This window comes from Thermoplasmata archaeon, assembly GCA_038874435.1.
Taxonomy (GTDB): Archaea; Thermoplasmatota; Thermoplasmata; order Lutacidiplasmatales; family SKW197; genus SKW197.
In genome coordinates, this window is the sequence record JAVZCK010000022.1 from 1 (window position 1) to 18,520 (window position 18,520).

19 protein-coding genes are annotated in these 18,520 nt (G+C 42.4%); 12 read left to right on the forward strand and 7 right to left on the reverse strand.

The genetic code is table 11. The features are described from left to right. Positions 1–262 precede the first annotated feature (262 nt). Positions 263–898 carry a DUF998 domain-containing protein gene (locus QXD64_07620; GenBank protein ID MEM3397180.1) on the forward strand — a complete coding sequence of 212 codons (636 nt, stop codon included), beginning with the start codon at positions 263–265 and terminating at the stop codon, positions 896–898. On the opposite strand, the gene QXD64_07625 is transcribed toward QXD64_07620, so the two are convergent. Continuing rightward, positions 888–1,643 (reverse strand): tetratricopeptide repeat protein, encoded by a 756-nt coding sequence (locus tag QXD64_07625; protein MEM3397181.1) that lies wholly within the window; start codon positions 1,641–1,643, stop codon positions 888–890. The two genes, QXD64_07620 and QXD64_07625, sit on opposite strands and share 11 nt — an antisense overlap. A 122-nt stretch (positions 1,644–1,765) precedes the next feature. Here QXD64_07625 and QXD64_07630 point away from each other — a divergent pair, with 122 nt between their 5' ends. From QXD64_07630 to QXD64_07655, 6 genes are all read left to right on the forward strand, one after another. Continuing rightward, the gene (locus QXD64_07630; GenBank protein ID MEM3397182.1) at positions 1,766–2,053 is read left to right on the forward strand and encodes a 50S ribosomal protein L44e; all 288 of its coding nucleotides are present in this window, start codon (positions 1,766–1,768) and stop codon (positions 2,051–2,053) included. A 4-nt stretch (positions 2,054–2,057) separates the two neighbouring features. Then, positions 2,058–2,237 carry a 30S ribosomal protein S27e gene (locus QXD64_07635; GenBank protein MEM3397183.1) on the forward strand — a complete coding sequence of 60 codons (180 nt, stop codon included), beginning with the start codon at positions 2,058–2,060 and terminating at the stop codon, positions 2,235–2,237. A 10-nt stretch (positions 2,238–2,247) separates the two neighbouring features. After that, positions 2,248–3,039: a translation initiation factor IF-2 subunit alpha gene (locus QXD64_07640; protein MEM3397184.1), complete on the forward strand. Its 792-nt coding sequence runs from the start codon at positions 2,248–2,250 to the stop codon at positions 3,037–3,039. Further along, the gene (locus QXD64_07645) at positions 3,036–3,203 is read left to right on the forward strand and encodes an RNA-protein complex protein Nop10 (protein ID MEM3397185.1); all 168 of its coding nucleotides are present in this window, start codon (positions 3,036–3,038) and stop codon (positions 3,201–3,203) included. Before QXD64_07640 ends, QXD64_07645 begins: the two co-directional genes overlap by 4 nt. A 207-nt stretch (positions 3,204–3,410) precedes the next feature. Next, a complete protein-coding gene (locus tag QXD64_07650) occupies positions 3,411–4,358 on the forward strand; it encodes a transcriptional regulator (GenBank protein MEM3397186.1) in 948 nt (315 codons plus the stop codon). Next, the gene (locus QXD64_07655; GenBank protein ID MEM3397187.1) at positions 4,359–4,979 is read left to right on the forward strand and encodes a hypothetical protein; all 621 of its coding nucleotides are present in this window, start codon (positions 4,359–4,361) and stop codon (positions 4,977–4,979) included. A 20-nt stretch (positions 4,980–4,999) separates the two neighbouring features. On the opposite strand, the gene QXD64_07660 is transcribed toward QXD64_07655, so the two are convergent. From QXD64_07660 to QXD64_07670, 3 genes are all read right to left on the reverse strand, one after another. Then, positions 5,000–8,023 carry a M14 family zinc carboxypeptidase gene (locus QXD64_07660; GenBank protein MEM3397188.1) on the reverse strand — a complete coding sequence of 1,008 codons (3,024 nt, stop codon included), beginning with the start codon at positions 8,021–8,023 and terminating at the stop codon, positions 5,000–5,002. Positions 8,024–8,136: 113 nt separating this feature from the next. Further along, positions 8,137–8,763, reverse strand: a complete 627-nt coding sequence (locus QXD64_07665) for a methyltransferase domain-containing protein (protein MEM3397189.1) — start codon at positions 8,761–8,763, stop codon at positions 8,137–8,139. Between the two features lie 5 nt (positions 8,764–8,768). Continuing rightward, positions 8,769–10,976 (reverse strand): CDC48 family AAA ATPase, encoded by a 2,208-nt coding sequence (locus QXD64_07670; protein ID MEM3397190.1) that lies wholly within the window; start codon positions 10,974–10,976, stop codon positions 8,769–8,771. A gap of 69 nt (positions 10,977–11,045) precedes the next feature. On the opposite strand from QXD64_07670, the gene QXD64_07675 reads away from it, so the two are divergent. The 3 genes from QXD64_07675 to hpt all read left to right on the forward strand — a co-directional run bounded on the left by QXD64_07675 (position 11,046) and on the right by hpt (position 14,485). Beyond that, positions 11,046–13,151 carry a VCBS repeat-containing protein gene (locus QXD64_07675; GenBank protein MEM3397191.1) on the forward strand — a complete coding sequence of 702 codons (2,106 nt, stop codon included), beginning with the start codon at positions 11,046–11,048 and terminating at the stop codon, positions 13,149–13,151. Continuing rightward, positions 13,148–13,855, forward strand: a complete 708-nt coding sequence (locus QXD64_07680; GenBank protein MEM3397192.1) for an ATPase domain-containing protein — start codon at positions 13,148–13,150, stop codon at positions 13,853–13,855. The genes QXD64_07675 and QXD64_07680 overlap by 4 nt, the downstream gene beginning before the upstream one ends. A 72-nt stretch (positions 13,856–13,927) precedes the next feature. After that, on the forward strand, positions 13,928–14,485 hold the full coding sequence (gene hpt, locus QXD64_07685; GenBank protein ID MEM3397193.1) for a hypoxanthine/guanine phosphoribosyltransferase: 558 nt from the start codon (positions 13,928–13,930) through the stop codon (positions 14,483–14,485). Here hpt and QXD64_07690 read toward each other — a convergent pair. The 3 genes from QXD64_07690 to QXD64_07700 are packed head-to-tail and all read right to left on the reverse strand — an operon-like array spanning position 14,472 to position 16,812. Next, positions 14,472–15,197, reverse strand: coding sequence for a creatininase family protein (locus tag QXD64_07690; protein MEM3397194.1), 726 nt, complete (start codon positions 15,195–15,197; stop codon positions 14,472–14,474). The two genes, hpt and QXD64_07690, sit on opposite strands and share 14 nt — an antisense overlap. Further along, positions 15,191–16,162 (reverse strand): hypothetical protein, encoded by a 972-nt coding sequence (locus QXD64_07695; protein ID MEM3397195.1) that lies wholly within the window; start codon positions 16,160–16,162, stop codon positions 15,191–15,193. The genes QXD64_07690 and QXD64_07695 overlap by 7 nt, the downstream gene beginning before the upstream one ends. Positions 16,163–16,194: 32 nt before the next feature. Beyond that, positions 16,195–16,812, reverse strand: coding sequence for a DUF350 domain-containing protein (locus QXD64_07700; GenBank protein MEM3397196.1), 618 nt, complete (start codon positions 16,810–16,812; stop codon positions 16,195–16,197). Between the two features lie 214 nt (positions 16,813–17,026). On the opposite strand from QXD64_07700, the gene QXD64_07705 reads away from it, so the two are divergent. After that, positions 17,027–17,509, forward strand: a complete 483-nt coding sequence (locus QXD64_07705; GenBank protein MEM3397197.1) for a PadR family transcriptional regulator — start codon at positions 17,027–17,029, stop codon at positions 17,507–17,509. Continuing rightward, entirely contained in the window at positions 17,506–18,516 is a 1,011-nt protein-coding gene (locus QXD64_07710; GenBank protein MEM3397198.1) for an ABC transporter ATP-binding protein, read from the forward strand. Before QXD64_07705 ends, QXD64_07710 begins: the two co-directional genes overlap by 4 nt. The last annotated feature ends 4 nt before the right edge of the window (positions 18,517–18,520 follow it).

The following is an 18,520-nucleotide window of genomic DNA, read 5'->3' on the forward strand; positions in this document are numbered from 1 at the left end:
GATATATTTTTTTAGTTCGGACGATATATGGACTTGTTGTGTTGACATTCCATCCCCTCTGGTTGATTTTAGAGCGGGGATGGATTTTTTTCTATTCAAACTTTCTATGAACTTTCCGAAGTCATGTTGTTTAAGCATTGTGAGATTAACAGAGAACCTATTTATTATCAAAGCCAGCGTAGAGAGACATACCTGCCAAAATTATCTAAATGACGCCACCTCCATGAAAGATTTAAAATATTATTTGTTGTTGGGGTTCTACATGGATCGGCAGAATCTACTAAAGCTCGGCGTGATAATTGTCTGGCTAGGATACACTGCTACAATATTCTTGATGGCTGTAGCTATCGCAAGTTCACCATGGTTTTCATTCCAATACAACTGGCTAAGCGATTTAGGAAATTCTAATATGAGCCAGAATTATGCTGCAGGTATCCGCGTAACATATATCTTTGATGCGAGCTTAATAATTGGAGGGATCGCTGGGATTTTATTCTCTCATGCACTTTTTATTTCGAGTGCGTTCTCAACTAAGAAAGGGAGAATTGCTGTAGTTCTCTTCTTCATAGGAATGATTTTTGTACTCCTCACAGGGCTGTTCTCAGAAGATTATGGGATTGTTCACACTATCGTTTCCCTCTGCCTGTTCTTCATGGTGCCTATTTCTCTGTTGGCATTTTCATTTTCTCTTGACCCATGGGAGAAGCGATTGTTTCAGATCATTTCAATATGTTCATTGATAGCTTTCATATTCCTTTTCGTGGATCGTCCCTGGGGCAGTAATGCCATTGTGGAATTAATCCCCTGTGCCGCTCTCGGTATTGGACTCATAGTTCTTTCGAGAAAGATACTAGAAGAAAGGCAGAAAAGAAAAGAGATGCCAGAAGTCACTCAGTAAGCTCTTCCAAGCCTAGAAAATAATTTGCGTAGTTCCTGCCTCTCTTCGCATTAAGTGAGGAGGGTTTTATTGCAAGTACTTTCTCAAAGCATTCTTTTGCCTCTAAGTATTTGCCAGCACTAAGATAAGCAAGCCCAAGACGCGTTGTGGCTTCGGCGTCATTGTGAGAATACTCTAGGGCTTTTTTAAAATTTGCAATTGCCTCGCTCACTTTGTTCAGATTCAGATTGACCACTCCTAGTTTTATGATGGCATCGGGATTTGTAGGCGATTTCTTCACCGAGTTCTCAGCAATATCAATTTCACGCCTTGCTTTTGTGACACTCTTCTCAGCTTTCTTTTTCCCGTCCTGGGCGAGTTGAAAGTCAGGCGCGAGTGATACCGCCTGGTTGTAATACTCAAGCGCGAGAGTGTTGTTTCCGCAGAAATTCTGAACTCTTGCTATGAACTCAATTTCCCTTGCCTTTCTAAGGTTTATTCTTTTTTCCCAGTCTGAGGATTTCTGGGTCTCTCCAATTCTTGTGTAGATTTCCTTGAGTTTAGAGTATACCTCATCTGAATCTACAGGTCGCCAGAAATATTCTTCTGCTTCTAGCACCTTCTTCACTACGAGTTCAAGCAGTTGCTTTGCTTCAAGTTGTCTTCCACTCGATAGTAGTCCATCCACTTCCTTCAGACCCTCAATAATAACAGCCACAGTTTTGCTCATACTCCAAGATACATCCAACTCCTCAAGTTCTTTCATGGGTATCACAGTTCAGAAATAAGGTGGTTGTATAAATAGCCAACGGAAAAAACGAATGTTTTTGTATGTATCTACCATATTTTTATATATCCCCTGCATTTTGTGAATAGAAGGTGACTCGTATGAAACTCCCCAGAAGCATTAAGACCTATTGCCCCTACTGTAAAACCCACACAGAACACGATGTGGAAAAGGTTAAAAAGAGGAACCGAAGTGAGTTGAGATGGGGGCAGAGGCGTTTCCGAAGGGCGACAAGCGGATACGGTGGTTTTCCGAGACCAAAGCCAGAAGGCAGAGAAAAGCCCACAAAACGTGTTGCTTTGAAATATGTTTGTAAAAAATGCAAGAAGGCACACCAGAAGCCTGGCAAGAGAGCTAAGAAATTCGAGTTGATTGAAAAGGAGAAGTGAGAACATGCCTGGTGCTAAGAAGGGAAAGTTTGCAAAAGTCAAATGTAAGGACTGCAGTAATGAACAGATTGTATTTTTGCATGCTTCTACAATGGTAAAATGCGAAATATGTGGTGCCACAATTGCAAAACCAGCTGGTGGAAAAGCAGACATTCGCGGGGAAATTGTAGAGATTGTGGGCTAAGGAGAAGAGCATGAGTAATGAAGATGATGAGATTTTTCCGGAAGATGGGGAGCTTGTCATCGCAACCGTGGTAAAGGTTGAGAATCACGGAGCTTATGTTGCCCTAGATGAATATGGAGGTTTGCAGGGATACATCCCAATTCAGGAAGTTTCTACTGGTTGGGTAAAATTCATCAGAGATTTTGTTAGAGAAGACCAGAAGGTCGTAGCTAAGGTTATAAGGGTAGATCGAGAGAAAAAAATGATTGACCTTTCGTTGAAGTACGTTACCGAGCATGAGAAGAGGGAGAAGATCAAACACTGGCGGAATGAAAAGAGAGGACTTAAACTGTTTGAGATAGTTGCTGAGAAACTTGGAATGAGTGTAGACGAAGCAATGAAACAATTCGGAAGAAAATTGATTGAGAAATACGGAGGTATCTATCCTGCAATGGAAGAGGCAGTGCGAAAAAGAAAGGCACTCAAAAGCGCAGGTTTCGATGGTGAGTGGGTTGAAGTTTTTACCAAGGTTGCCAAGGAAAATATTGTGCCCACCTCCGCAGAAATAAGTGGGATTGTGGAACTTAGGCACAATGGCTCAGAAGGAATTATAGAAATAAAAAAGGCATTGGCGAAAATGATTGAAACTGAGCCAGACAGCATAAGCGTGCAGTATCTTGGTGCACCTAGATATCTAGTAATCGTGAAGGCAAAGGATTTCAAATCTGCAGAAAAAATTCTCGAGAAAGGCGTAAACACCTGTCTTAGCGAAATAAAGGCTGCAGGAGGTTCTGGGGAGTTTAAGAGAGAGGAAGAAAAATGACATCTTACATAAGAAAGTGTAAAACTTGCGGTGAATACACACTAAAAGAATACTGTCCTAGATGTAAAAATAAAACAGTTACCCCCCACCCCTTCAGATTCTCACCAGAAGATAGGTATGGAACTTATAGGCGTGCTCTGAAAAAAATGAGTGGTGATGAATAGAACTCATTTACAAACAATAATTATCTTAGGAGTATACTTTATGTCTTGTTTGTTTTCGATTTTCTTTGGTATCGGGGTCTCGTTTATATCTACGAATTTCACTATCATTTTCCATCACCAATAATATAAATGGAAGCGGGGGTATTTGAGGTTTACGGCAGGGGCCACAGTCACATTTAAATATCTCCACAAACTAATATATGTCAGATGAAAAAGGAGATACTTGAAAGAAACGTGCGGGAAGTCCTTGCCGCAGCAGGTTTCTACCTCAGCCAGGCAGTTAGAATGAGACGTGTGTCAATAGACATCATTGCGAGAAGAGACCAGACATTGCTCATCATAAAGGTTCTTGAAAACATTGATGCACTAGATAAAAAGGATGGGGAAACAATGAAACTGCTTGCTAACCAGCTTGCAGGGTCTCCAATTGTGGTTGGTGACCATTATGGTGGTGGTAAGTTAGAACAAGGCGTGGTATACTCTAGATTCAAAATTCCCATAATCTCTGTCTCTACCCTGAAAGATTATTTTTTAGAGGGGATTCCTCCTTATGTGTTTTCAGCACCAGGTGGACTTTATGTGAAAATAGATTCGGCAAAACTGAAAGAACTGCGAGAGATGTACGGCTATTCCCTAGGAGCCCTTGCAGATAGCATAGGTGTTTCTAGGAAGGCAATTCAGTTCTATGAAGAAAACATGAACGCGACAATTGAAATCGCCCTTTCCCTAGAAGAAATATTCAAAACCGAGCTGATAAAGCCGATAGACCTGACAAAGCCAGAAACATATGAGGTAAATCTCTCCATTGCTGAAGATGTACTTCTTACAGATGAGTTAAAAAAGAGAGTTCTCACCCATTTGAAAAGGATGGGCTGCGAAGTCATGAATTTGAGGAATTGTCCTTTTGATGCCATAACTAAAAAAAGGGAGTTTCTGTTCCTCACATGGATCGATCGATTTGAAAGAATTGAGAAGGATATTGAGGCCATCCAGAGCATAGTTAGAGCTACAGGGAAAAAGTCAGTGATTTTTGTGAAACGAAAGAGAACCAGAGCAAGTGTGCGAGGGATCCCCGTGCTCGATACCGAGGACTTGATGAAGGTGAAGGAGGAAGAGGAAATTTTGCGAATAATAATGGACAGGGATGAAGAGTAGATGCGGGTTTTTCGCCTCTCTTCAGAAACCCACATACTGGGCATTGTCAAAGGGCTGGTTTCCGAATCCGAAAAGGTTGATAAGTATCTTAAGAATTTTCAGCCAGAAGTTGTGGGAATAGGAATTTCGAGTGAGGAGTTGGATGGGCTAAGGGAATACATAAAAAAAGGATTTGAACTCCCTGCTCTCTCTACGATAGAGGACATTTATGCTGAAAAGCTTTCGGTTTTCGGTGATGTGGGTTATCCGCCACCCGCATTTGAGAGTGTTGTAGCATATTGCACGGAACATAAAATCCCTATCCGACCACTGGACTTGCCCGAGGTTGAATTTACCGAGCTCTACTGCAATGCCGTGCACACCAGAGACATTATTTTTCAGAGTTTGCGAATTAAACGACTGAGAAAGAAGAAGTTTGAAGCAAAGGAACCGGAAGATTTTGAAATTGCTTGGGACTGGCATGTAAACAAAGTTGGAGGTTTTAAAAGGGTTGAATCTGCAAGAGAAAGGTACATGGCTAGAGAGCTGAAGAAGCTTAATGGTAAGGTGCTTGCCATAATTGAAATTGCGAGGGCTGAGGGTGTAGCGCGACTTTTAAAAGAGAATGATAGGAAAGAGTAAGTGCCCTGGTCCCTTCATCCTCATGAATTGATTGTTGCTTTGATTGTAAATGCTCCGTTGCCTGAGTAGGCATACACCATTATGTACCATGTGCCTGACTGTGGGCTGCTGAGGGTAATTGTCTCTGTGGAACCTGAACGCACTGAACGGTAGTCATAGGCAGAGGTGGATGGGTTTGAGTTGAGTCGAACATAGAGGTCAAAGTCGGCGCTGTCCGGACCCAAAAGTTCTATAGTGAGACAGGAGACACTAGAGGGGACTATAATATGGAAGTACATCTTCTCTCCAGGAGTGTTTATCGTGGCACTTTTCGTTTCCCCACTAATGAGTTCTGCAAGATCCTGTGTGCTTGTGTCATATAGGGTGGCTTTGATTGTGAAGGTGCCAGAACCAGAATAGGAGTACACATAGATGTACCATGTTCCGGTTGTGGGGTCGGAAATTGCTACACTCTCGATTGAGGAACTAGATGTGCCTTTGTAGTCATAGTTTGTTCTTGTTGCTGGTGTTCCAAATTTGACATAAATATCAAAGTCTGTACCGCCTGGGCCATTCATTTCAATCTTCAGTTGTTTTTTCCCAGACGGCACACTTATGCTGTAATTCTTACCTTTGCCTGTGCCCGATAGTGAGTCTGTGGTTGGCACTCCGTCAGTCAGCTGAGACGTATTTGTTGTTCCAGTTGTAGTTGTAGCTTTAATTGTAAATGTGCCTGAGCCAGAATAGGAGTAAACCATGAAGTACCAGCTGCCAGAAGAAGGATTAGTTACTGTGATTGTTTCTGTTGAAGTTGACCCGATGCTGCGATAGTCGTAAGCTGAGGTCGTTGGCTTCGCACCAAATTTTGCATAGAGGTCAAAGTCGGTACCACTAGGTCCAGTAAGCTCAATCTTTAACTCTGTCCTGCCTGTACTGACATCCAGTAGGTAGTATTTTGCATCTTTGGCAGCAGTGAGTGAGCCACTTGCTACAACTCCATCTGTAAGAACAACCACATCCGTGGAATTTGCGAGAGTGGTGAATGTGTAGTCAGAGCTTGTTGCAAGGTTGCCCGCTGCATCTGCGGACTTAACCCTGAAGTGATAGGTGGTTGAGGCGGTTAATCCTGACAGTGTAACTGAGTGGGATGTAACTCCACTTGAGCCTGTTGCGGTCTGGCCATACAAGGTTGTTGTACCGTATTCCACAACACTCGTGCTTGCATCGTCCGTTTCCCATGTGATTGTTGCAGAGCTTGCTGTTACTCCACTTGCAGCTACATTTGAAATAACTGGTGGTGTGGTGTCACTAGCAGATGAGGTGGTGAATGTGTAGTCAGAGCTTGTTGCAGTGTTGCTTGCAGCATCCGCTGACTTAACTCTAAAGTGATATGTGGTTGAGGCGGTTAATCCAGAGAGCGATACAGAGTGTGAGGTAACCCCATTTGAGCCAGTTGCTGTCTGGCCATAGGATGTTGTGGTGCCATACTCAACAACGCTACTGCTTGGTTCGTCCGTTGTCCATGTGATTGTCGCAGAGTTTGCAGTTATGCTGCTCACCGACACATTTGATATTGATGGGGGTGTGGTGTCTCCACTACCCGCAGATGTGATGTTCACGGTAATTTCCTTTTTGTTATTGACTGCAAGTCCATCTGACTTCAGAGTCTCCACTTTTATGTTGTAGGTTCCTATTTCATTGAAATTATAGTTCCATGATAATACTGCAGTCTGGTTCCGGTTCAGTGGTCCTCCAACGGTTGTAGTGTTCGTGTACACCAAAGTGCTGGTGCTTCCATTTCGCTTTGTGATGTTTAACCTAACATCAAAACTACCCTGAGTATTCTTGCCAAAGTTGACCACATAAGCGTTGATTGTATGCTCTCCACCTTCATAACTGGACATGTTTGTGAATGGCTCTATTTTGAGAATGCCAACATCATCATTCAAACCGAGTACATAATAAGGATTCTGGGCAGATTCTACCATGTAAACTGCTGCCTCGATCTGGTCATAACAGGCTGGTAAAATTTTGGATGTGGGGGGATGGAACCCATCTGAAATTGAGTCATACTGGGCGGGATAAAGTTCAATTCCAAACTGGAATGTCTCGTAATAAGCATAGAGGTAATCAAATGATGACCCACCAGCAGCGTAGAGAATTTCTGGGGGTTGTCCCGTCTGCCAAGAGTAGGAAGAGCCAGCGGTGTTTTTTATCAAACTCTTGATTTTGTTTGCGGCAGCTACAAAGTATGAATTGTGGTTAGTATCCGTTGAGGTGTATGCCCAGGGATAGAGAATGAGCTGGGCATAGGAGTGGTAGGTTATGCCAGTGATAAAATGATGCTTGCTGAGGAATTCTCTGTATGCCACGGTCTCTTTTTCAGAGAAAGGAGAGGGCCCCATGTATGTCTCAGAACTCTGGCTTGAACTTGAACCTACACCAAAACCAATTTCGTAGTTTCTGTTCAGGTCGACACCATCGTAAGTGTCTATCTGACCATTGTTGTTGTTATCCCGCAAATTCTTACGCCAGTTTTTCACATTTGAAGGGTCTATCCCATCGTTTCCACCTCCATCATACACTCTTCCATCTGGATTTATCGTGGGGACGACCCATATTTGCCTTGTGTTTACCAGATTTGTAATTGTGGCGTTTGTCCCATACTCGTCTACGAATTTATGGATAATGTACATGCAAACCTCGATTGTGAGCCATTCCCTCGCATGGTGATTTCCATCAAAAATCACCTCTGGCTTGTTAGGGTCTTCAACATTTACATTGCTGGAAATTTTTACAGCCCAGACATCCCTGCCTTTCCAGGTCTTTCCGATGCTGATAACTTTCATGATGTCAGGGTGCTGGGCTGAGAGATTGAACAGTTCCATTGTCAAGCTGTTTGTAGAGTTGTAGGAGTGGTATTTGTCCCAGGTGCCACCAATAGCAGTAATTTGATAGGAACTTTCACCAGCACCCAGATTTATTCTGCACACACCACACTGTCCAAAGAGCATAGTCGCTGCTAAAACAACCGCTAGAGCTGCAGTGAAAAAAAATTTTTGCATGCACTCATCACCAGGCGGCAGATTTATATGTGGGTATTTAAGGATGATTTGCACACTACCCGCACACTACCACACTCACAGAGCATCGTTAATCATGCAGAATCTTCATTTTCCTATTTTCTCTTTCTCCCCTTAATACAGTAGGTGAGGCCAAACCTGTAAACTGCAATAATTTCAAGCCCTGAGGCTATAAGGTATTGCGAAACATTTCTGTCGATGTACGTGTATCCAAAAACTCTAGCCACCGGCTTTATAAGCCAATAATGGGGAAGAAGATACCATTTTTTTGGCTTTCCAGTCTCAAGAACTGAGAACCTGCCACCTGGTTTCAGTACCCTCTCTAGTTCTATTGCTCCCTTCTGAGGGTGTGGCAACGATGTAAATGTAAATGTTGCAATCACACAGTCAAAATAGTTAGATGGAAAACTAAGGTTTTCACAATCGTCCTTCAAAATTTCCACTTTGCTCTGAAACCCTGCCTTCCTAACCCTTTCCTTCGCCTTCCCCAGCATCCTTTCAGAAAAATCAACCGCATAAACCTTTCCATTCTTCAGTTTTCCGGCGATGTAGGGAAGAATTGCACCTGTGCCTGTGCCAAAGTCCAATACATGCTCATCTCCGTTAAGTTCAAGTGTATCGACAGCAAATCGCTTCTCAAAGGTAACACCACCCAGGTCAAACAAATCATAGAAACTACTCCATCGGTCGTATCTTTTCCTTACTCGGTCTTTTTCGTTCATTGCGCTCATCTGTAATACACGATTTCTTTGTCCTTACTCTCTGAAACCTTTATCTTTTTATTGAATTCTTCATAAAACTTTATTTGCTCAGGTGAAAGCGAAGGCTTGGAATTTGCAATTGCTTCCTCAAAGTCTTCTTTTGTGACATGCTGTGCATTGATATTTTTTCTTAAGGCGATGAGGGCTGCCTCCCTTACTACACCCGCTATATCGGCACCGCTGTACATTTCAAGCCGTTTCGCAATTTCTTCAAGGTTCACATCTTTTAGAGGCATTTTTGCGGTATGAATCTTCAGAATCGCCAACCGCGTCTTTTCGTCTGGTGGTGGTACATACACCAATCTATCAAATCTTCCTGTTCTTAAAATAGCTGGGTCCAGTATGTCTGGTCTGTTTGTGGCAGCAATAACAATCACACCCTGCATCTTTTCAATCCCATCCATTGAGGTGAGAAGCTGGTTCACCATTCGTTCAGTAACACCAGAGTCTGAGTGAATTCCGCGCATCGGTGCTATTGCATCAATCTCGTCAAAGAAAATTATGCATGGTGATACCTGTCTTGCCTTTTTAAACACTTCCCGAATTGCTTTCTCACTTTCACCCACCCATTTGGATATCAATTCTGGGCCTTTGACTGAAATAAAATTTGCCTCGCTTTCTGTAGCAACAGCTTTAGCTATCAGTGTTTTACCAGTCCCTGGTGGCCCATATAATAGGAGGCCTCGCAGTGGCTCGATACCCATCCGAGCATATGCTTCTGGGTTCTTGAGAGGGAGTTCCACAAGTTCTTTTACCTGGAGCTTCACATCTTCTAACCCACCAATCATCTCCCACTTCACATTTGGAACCTCTATAGAAATGTCCCTTAAGGCAGAAGGTTCTACCACCTTAATTGCGTTCATGAAGTCCTCTCGTTTTACCCGCATTTTCTCCAGAAGAGTGTGGGGCACAGGCGCGTCTGGATTTATTTCAGGAAGATATCTACGGAGTGCATTCATAGCCGCCTCTCTTGCCAGTGCGGCAAGGTCAGCACCTACAAAACCATGGGTTATTGCAGCTAGCTCTGTCAATAGTTTGTCTTTTTCTTCATCTGTGCCCTCTAATGGCATGTCTCTCGTGTGAATCTGTAGTATCTCTTTTCTGCCTTCTGCAGTAGGAACCCCTATTTCTATCTCCCTATCGAATCGACCTGGACGTCGTAGAGCTGGGTCTACAGCATCCTCCCTATTTGTAGCCGCAATTACAATCACATTTCCTCTAGGAGAGAGTCCATCCATCAGAGTAAGCAACTGGGCAACAACTCTTCGCTCCACATCGCCTTGAACCTCATCTCGTCTAGGGGCAATTGAGTCAATTTCGTCTATGAAGATTATTGATGGCGCCTTCTCCTTTGCTTTCTCGAATATCTCCCGTAGTTTCTCCTCGCTTCCACCATAGAACTTGCTCATTATCTCTGGCCCTTGAATTGCAAAAAAATTTGCATTAGCTTCGTTTGCCACCGCCTTTGCAATTAGTGTCTTCCCTGTTCCTGGAGGACCATAAAGTAATACCCCCTTAGGTGGAGTAATGCCCATTCTCTCAAACAGTTCTGGATGTTTAAGGGGTAGTTCTACAGTTTCCTTGACCCGCTGGAGTTGTTCCTTCAATCCTCCAATATCTTCGTAGGCAACACCAACTCCTCTTGCATCTTCCTCCCTCACAGCTTCCTCTTCAATTTTTATGACGGTCTCGTCAGTAACCAGAACCAACCCTTTAGGATCAGTATGAGTTACTACAAATATAAGAGACCCACTCTTCAGTGCCATTCCTGGTATGGTAATAAAGTCTCCTTTTGTTAGTGGCCTATCTACTAATGCTTTCAAAGCGATGTATTCAATTCCATCTGGATAACGTAGATTAACATTGTAAGGCGCTAGCACTATCTTTCTGGCGTGTGTTGGGGCTGCCTTTGAAACTACAACACGGTCATTTATAGATACGCCAGCATTTTTTCGTATCAAACTATCAATTCTTATTTTTCCTTTTCCCTCGTCCTCCTGAAGAATTTTGAACACCTTTGCAGCAGTAGTCTTTTTTCCTGTAATTTCAACGATATCCCCAGGTTTAACCCCCAGACGTAAGCGGGTCTCCGTGTCTATTCTAGCCCTTCCAAGCCCGATATCCTGCTGAAGTGCCTCTGCTACTTGGAGGATTAAACTCTGTTTCTCTGTCATGCTACCACCGTCTTCTGTAATACTGAGAAAGTTTATATAGTATTTGTTAATTTAGGGAGTGGGATAAATATGAGGGCAACTATAATCTCGGTGGTTGTTGTAATATGTATGGTGCTGGGTGCATCAGCGAGTAATGCTGCAAGACCTACTCCAACTACGGGATTTGTAGGAAATGTTGAAGGACTTTGGTACTATGAAAACGCTACATTACATATTCAGGATGGAATGTTAGTCAGTGATGCAAACGGAGATGGCAAGGGAGATGTAGTGCTTGCACTGGAGGACGCTACAAATGCTATATTGTATCTGGGGGCGTTTTCTGGTAGTGGAAAAATTGCATTCAACAACTCCACCCAGATATGGGGCTGGGTTCCTGTAAAAAATTTCACTGAAGAGAGAGACCAGATACTCCTCATTGATGATGTAAATGGTGATGGGGTTAAGGATATTGCAGTTACTAATGACACAGTGAACACTACCCATGTTCGTCTAAATATTATCTCGGGTAAAACAGGAAGTGTGCTGAGAACGAATGTATTTGGTGCAAGGGATGTGAACTTCTATTACTCTATCCAGATGACGATAGATATAAAAATGCCTCAGGACGGAATTGGCGAACTTCTGCTTGTGATGAACCATTCAGTGGCTAAGTCCCTCTTCAACTACACCTATTATGAAAACTACTTAAGAGTTTATGCAATTGACCCAGCTACAGGCAACTCAATCTGGACAAATCCGATAGATAGAGGCCCAGTATATTTTCTGATAGACCCCATGAATCCATACCTTGTTACTGTGAGTGAGGATGTCTCCGGGAACAACAAGCCAGACATTTTCATTCTATCATCAGGTTTGAACATAACCATCATAACACTAACCTTCAACAACTCTGAAATTTCTGTGATTGATTGCCAGACGCAAAACACTGTGTGGGAGCGAAAGGATCTAACTTCTGGGTTCGTGCTGGACTTCCGCGTCTTCGATTTTACTGGTGATGGAAAGAAAGATGTGGCACTTTCAAAAGTGAGCATAGGGTTGAGTGGATTCAGCCCAGTCCCTGTAGACAACGTTACTGAAGTGCTGTATGGAAATAACGGTAGTGTTGCCTCAAGGATGAGCCATGATGTGGGAATCATATTTTCAGGATTGCCAGTAAATTCAATAATGTGGATGATGAGTTTTGGGTTCTATTCAGAAGTGTTCAGCATTCAGAATTTTGCGGATTTCAGTGGAGATAATGTACCGGACCTTGTTCTCGCACCATTTGATTTTATTCCATTTTTAAACACCATTTTAAACCTCACCCTTCCCCCAAAGACAACTGCAAATCTTACACTGCTGGATGCCAAAAATAACGCTACAATCTGGCAAAAGGAAATTAATGACACCATGACCCTTGCATTTCTGTACCCGGACATAACAGGAGACTCTCGCCTGGAATTCTACACAATCCCGAATCCTTTTTCCTCTGCCAATTTCTCAAGAATAGTGATGTACAACAGTAGCAATGGTAATGTCCTCTGGAATTACTCCTGCCCACCAGGATTTAATCTCTGGGCGATGCTTGCATCAAATCTTGGCCAATTCACAGACCTCGATGCAGATGGAAAACCAGATTTTGCATTTGTCGAGTCCACAGGCAACACTGGCAGTTACGAAAATATCCAGTTGACCGTTATTTCGGGAGTAACTGGAACTAAGATTTACCAGACAACACATAAAGTGGCAATTACACCTTACACTGGCACAGCAGTTAATGTTGAACTGATGGTAGAAGGAGACATTAGCGGAGATGGAAAGAATGACATCGCCATGGTTGTGAGCGGACAGACAACCGAAAACGACACTCTAAGCTACAGCTATGCTCTTAATGGCACAGATGGTACTGCAATGTGGTACACTGTGGTCAACAGCACATATGGTGAACAAACAATGATATTAGGATTAGGAATGTTTGGTGCAATGTACGGTGTCCCCTCCGCTCAATGTGACTTGAATGGAAATGGACTTTCAGATGATGCAGCTGTCGGAACTTCAAATGCAATCTTTATTGTTTACACTATTCCTGGTTCTCCAGTGGAGGAAAAAACAAACTCCGTTTTGATTCCAACTATGATTGTTGGCGTTACTCTCCTAACAATAATTGGAAAAACAAGAAAGGAGGAAAAAATATGAATACAGATGATAGAATACCAACATACATAAAAGGACTTGACGAGAGAATGGAAGGGGGAATACCGAAAAAGTACATTGTGCTGGTCTGTGGACACGCAGGGACGATGAAATCATCGTTCACATACAGTGTGTTGTATCATTCAGCAAAAAAGGGAATGAAGGGAATGTACATTACACTGGAGCAAAGCAGGGAAAGTCTACTTGAACACATGCAAAAGCTTGGGTTTACTGACTATGTATCAGAAAACCTTATCGTTGTGGACCTAGCAAAAGTACGAAAAGACATGGGTGTGCAGCAGGGTGACCAGAAGGAGATTGATTGGCTTGGTTCACTGATCAACGCACTGAAGGCATACAAGAACATGTTTGGTTGCGAGATCATGGTGCTTGACTCCCTAGCAGCACTGTACTCTCTTACCGACTTTAAGAACCCGAGAAGCGACTTATTTGCCTTCTTTGAAAAAATAAGAGATCTAGGACTCACTGCTCTCTTAATCTCTGAAATGCCAACAGACAAACAAGTTTTTGGACTGTATGGGATAGAAGACTTTCTCTCAGATGGCATCATTCATTTGGCAACTGAAAAATCAGGTAACTCTGTGAACCTCTTCCTAGGGGTTGTAAAAATGAGAAAGACAAACCATGATAGAGGGTACTTCCCACTGATATTTGATAACGGAGTATTTGAGATTGTAACAGATTAAAAATAACCCGGGCTCTTTCTTTATCTTTTTTGATGAGTGTAATCTATATATCCATCATTTTAATCTCCTGATATGGAACCTAAACTGCTCAAACGTAGCCTCCAGGAAGCGAAAATCACAAGGTTTGGGGAATACAACTATTTTGTAAATCCATTCACTGACGGTGTTCCTCGCCTTTACCCCGAGCTTATTGAGGAAGTAAGAGATGCAGTTATTGCAACTGCAGATCCTGATTTTGATCTAATTGCTACCCCTGAAGCAATGGGAATCCACATAGCTACGGCAGTTTCGATGAAAATGCGCAAACCTTTCGTGATAATAAGAAAAAAGAAGTATGGACTGGAAGGGGAGGGGTCGCTAACACAAATAACTGGCTATTCTAAGTCAAACATGTATGTGAACGACATAAAAGCAGGGGACAGGGTATTATTGTTAGACAATGTAATCAGCACTGGTTCTACCTTAACTGCAATAATCAAGGCGATACGAATGATGGGAGGCATTGTTGTAGACGCAGTTGTAGTAGTAGATAAAGGAGAGGGCAAGAAAAAAGTGGAAAAAGAGTGTGGGATTAAAATAAAAACTCTAGTGCGCGTGGAAATTGTTGATGGAAGAGTTATTGTGATTTAATTCCAAAGTTCTCTTTTATCAATGCTACCAATTTTTCTATTATGTATTCATCAATTTCCTTACCTAGCTCCTTGGTAGCTTTTTGCGGTTCCCCTGTAAAACCATCCCAGTATTTCTCAGGATGCTTTAATACCATGAATTTAGGAATTCTATTGCTACCACTTCTTGCTTTTCCAATTTTAACAAGCTCTGGTCTTATTGAAAGCATCCTCGCGCTCTCTATAAGCCCACCATGTCCATCATCTAGTGGAAACTTGAGACCTCTCAATTCGTAGGCAATATCATAGTCCGAGAGCATCATAATCTTAACATTCTCACTCTCATTAGAAACTATCTCCTTGCATGCCTCGTTGACCGCTTGCATGTGTGCTGCACCAGCATGACCTGTAATTAGCACGAAGTTCCTGAAACCATTTCTTGTAAATTCAGAGATAATATCATAAATGAGAGAACGTAGCGTATCTGTTGAAATTGAAATTGTGCCGGGAAAGTTTTTAGTGCTGCTGCAATTTCCGTAATACAGTGGGGGTGCTAGAACCCCGTTGAATTTGCTTGCTAGTTCACTGCACACTTTCTCTGCCTGAAAATAGTCAGTTAGGAGTGGAAGATGGGGGCCGTGAGCTTCCACTGCACCGATTGGCAAAAAAACAATAGTTTTTTCTTTGTTAATAGCTGCAACATCCTCACTTGTAAGTTCGCCATACTTCAGCATAATTTTATCCCCCTTCTTCTAAAACTCAGCAAAACCACAATTGTTATTGGTAGAAACATGGCAATGTGTAGTCGTTCTGGAATTGTTGGTGGGCGTTCCGTGGCATTCGTCACAATGAAGTCCACGGCGCAGTTGTTCGTATCCACTGGAGGTGTTCCCACTCTCTTTATTGACATGCCTGGAGTTACCGCACCCGTGGCATCTTCCATAAGTGTGTTGCTTGGAGAATAATTGTGCGTCCCGCCAGTTGTGGCATTCCATTCTACTCTATCTATACACAGCCATGCAGAAGAAGCAGAAGAATACCAAAGTAGTTTAAGACTCCCACCATTACCTGATAGAATGTTTCCTCCAAGGTCAACATAAAGGTAGTTACTGCCAGAGGGATATATCTGCGTAGTTAAACTAGATAAGGGGGCACTCCATGCACTATAACTGCCATTTCCACACTTTTCAAGTTTCCAGTCCTGTAAATTCACAGCCGAAATAAGTGGGAAGTAGAGATAGATATAATCGCTACCGCCATCCCCTGGCTCTGCGACTACTTCGTAGATAAGTGCTTTCTGGGTGGTAGCATAAAATGTCAGATTCTTTTCTACGCTGCTACCATTTACGTATACTGATGTTTGATTTGCAAAATAAATGCTTCCGTTCGTTTCATATGTAAAATAAATCATATCATTGTCTATTCCACCCTCCTTAACTGGATTTACGATCGTGCCATTTATCACAGTAATATTGTCACCGGGCACGATGAGGTCATAGAAACCAGTAGCATTGACACTTGCATTGCCATATTTGACCCCATCTATCCAAGCAGTTATTGTAGAATTAGATGGTAACAGATTCCCCTCTTTGTACGCAAGCCCATATTGATTATATGGAATCACTGGTGCACCGATTACACCCATTGAACAGATGAAAAACAATACAAACAACACAGACAACACTTTTACAGATTTCATAAAAGAAAAATAAAAAAGGAGTATATAAGTTTTTACAGTGGGATGTTGCCTGCACCCATCGCTGCTGCAATTGCGCCACCGATGCCAGAGACAGCTGCTGCAATCATCGAGGAGACACCGTAGAGGATACCTGCAATTAAAATACCCACTGCAAGATTCTTTTTGTTCAATTCTTCGGTTTCATCAATGTTCTTTGTGAGTTTATCCAGTGCTTTGAAAGCAAGGGTAATACCGAGAGATGCAAGTAAGATACCAATAAGCACAGATATCAGTGCAGCAATGAAACCCAACAAGCTTGGGTTCGTTGTGATGGCAGTAGTCATTCCTCTTATGCCACTGGTAATCACCTGGGTATAGGCAATTACTACACCTGCACAAACAATGCCCACTGCGTAATTGCCTTTCTTAACCTCATCCCAAATGTTTATCTTCGGCATCAACTTCGAGAGTACGTTCAAACCTAGATATATGGATGCAATCGCAAGTGCTATGCCTATTACCAACTGAAGTAACCCACCAAGTATAGCCCAGAGCCATGCTAGATCTGATGGACTCGTACCGGTCGTGTTGTTGTCTGCGCTCGCAATCCCTGCCCCAATAAGAATTGTGGCAAGCACAATTCCTATCATCCCTATTTGATTCAACTTCATAACATCACCAGATTGAAGTATATGTTTGTCTTATTTAAATTTATTGGGCGGAGAATAAAGGAAAAAGCTAAGCGTAGAAACAGTTTAAAATAAGGATATATTTATTTATCATGGTGCACAACTCAGTTCTTTGAACAAGTTGGCAAGAATAATGTTCGGCATCGTACCGTTCGATTTCGAAACATTTAAGTAATGGTGCTGGTTGCAGGGGATTATGATTGGTATTATGAAATTCAAGTGCAAAAGTGAGGAAGGAGCAAAAACCTTTCTGACGCTCTACATTCTGCACACCCTTCAGAAAAAGCCAAAATCAGGCTATGAAATTCTCTCAGAAATCGAGGAAAAAACCGAAGGAAAATGGGTGCCAAGCAAGGGAACCCTTTACCCACTCCTTAAGAAACTGGAAAAAGAAAAGCTCATTCAGCCTCAAAGTATAGGAAAACGCTCTAAAAGAGTTTACATGGTTACAGAAGAGGGTGAACAATTTCTCTCAAACTTCAAGAAAATGCGAAAAGAAGCCCAAAGAAAGTTTACGGTGATAAGAAGATTGCTCCACGATATTGTTGGAGAGGATGAAATCGAGGGAAAATTGGGACAAATCTGGGAACTTGCAATGGCTCTCGCTTCAAAAAACAGAAAGAAAACTGAGGAAATTCTGGATGAATGTATAGCAAAGCTGGATGGTGATAATAAATGAACGCAATAGAGGTAAGAAATCTTACAAAGAGATTTAACAGTTTCACAGCCGTTGACAATGTGAATTTTGATGTTAAAAAAGGCGAGATATTCGGGTTGCTTGGACCCAATGGCGCAGGAAAAAGCACCACGATGCGAATGCTCTGCACACTCACAAGACCCACGGAAGGGACGGCAAAAGTTGCTGGCTATGACATCGTTAAAGAAGATGCAAAGGTGAGGGAACACATCGGACTTGTAGCTGAGAAGTTGATAATGTACAATGACCTTACTGCCTGGGAGAATCTGCGCCTCTACGGGAAACTCTACAATCTATCAGATGATAAACTTGAGAAACGGATTGACAAACTTTTGAAGTTTGTGAGAATGGAGAAATGGAAGCACAAGAGAGTAGGCACATTTTCAACAGGAATGAAGCAGAAAATAAATGTGGTTAGAGCGATGATTCACGAACCAGAAATTCTGTTTCTTGATGAACCCACACTCGGACTCGACCCGCAATCAACAGTGGAAATCCGTGAGCTTATAAAACGAATAAATCTGGAGCAAGGAACAACAATGATTCTAACAACTCACATAATGGTTGAAGCAGAGATTCTCTGCAACCGCATAGGCATAATTGACAGGGGCAAAATTGTGGCACTAGACACTCCATCAAACCTGAAAAAAATCGTTTCTGGCACTGATACACTGACAATGGAGTTTGAAATTCCCAATCTGAATACAGAATTATTGAGCAGTATCAGGACTGCAGATTTCGTCGTTTCGGTAGTGCAAGAAGATGCTACAAGAGTGAAGGTGCGGGCGAAGGGCGAGGACTCGTTTGATAGATTACTTGATTTAATCAGGAAAAATAATGGCAGAATCAGAACTGTAAGAAATTTGGAGCCGACACTTGAAGATGTGTTTATCCATCTTACAGGCAGAGAAATTCGTGAAGATACAAAGAGAATAAGTCATACCAGAAGGAAGCCATGGAGCAACGAAAATGAGAGAGGTAGGAGGTGAAAGA